Annotated in this window: 1 protein-coding gene; it reads right to left on the reverse strand. The window is 60.1% G+C overall.

What is annotated here, in order from left to right; genetic code table 11:
• Positions 1-308, reverse strand: a 308-nt coding sequence (locus IAE55_RS33630) for a hypothetical protein (RefSeq protein ID WP_200634984.1), incomplete at both ends; no start/stop codon positions are given.

The raw sequence follows: 308 nt of genomic DNA on the forward strand, positions 1-308 counted from the left end.
GAAGATGCCATTCCTGGATGCTTCTCGCCTGAAGGTGAAGCGGCTGAATCGTTTCCGGCTGGATGTGGCTGCCGTCGATCGTGTTCGGGGCAATTTTATCGCCCGTAACGGCTTCATCTTCCAGCAGACCGGTGGTAACGGACTCCGGTGCCAGATGATGCGCCTGGACGCTGCCCGGCTGCAGATGGTCCGAGGATACGGATTCAGGGGCCAGATGATCCGGACCGACCGCTCCCTCTGCAAGATGTTCACCTTGGATGAGGCCGGGCTGCAGGTGCCATTCCTGCACAATGCCGGACTGCAGATGG

The organism is Paenibacillus sp. S28 (assembly GCF_016624415.1).
GTDB lineage: Bacteria > Bacillota > Bacilli > Paenibacillales > Paenibacillaceae > Paenibacillus_AQ > Paenibacillus_AQ favisporus.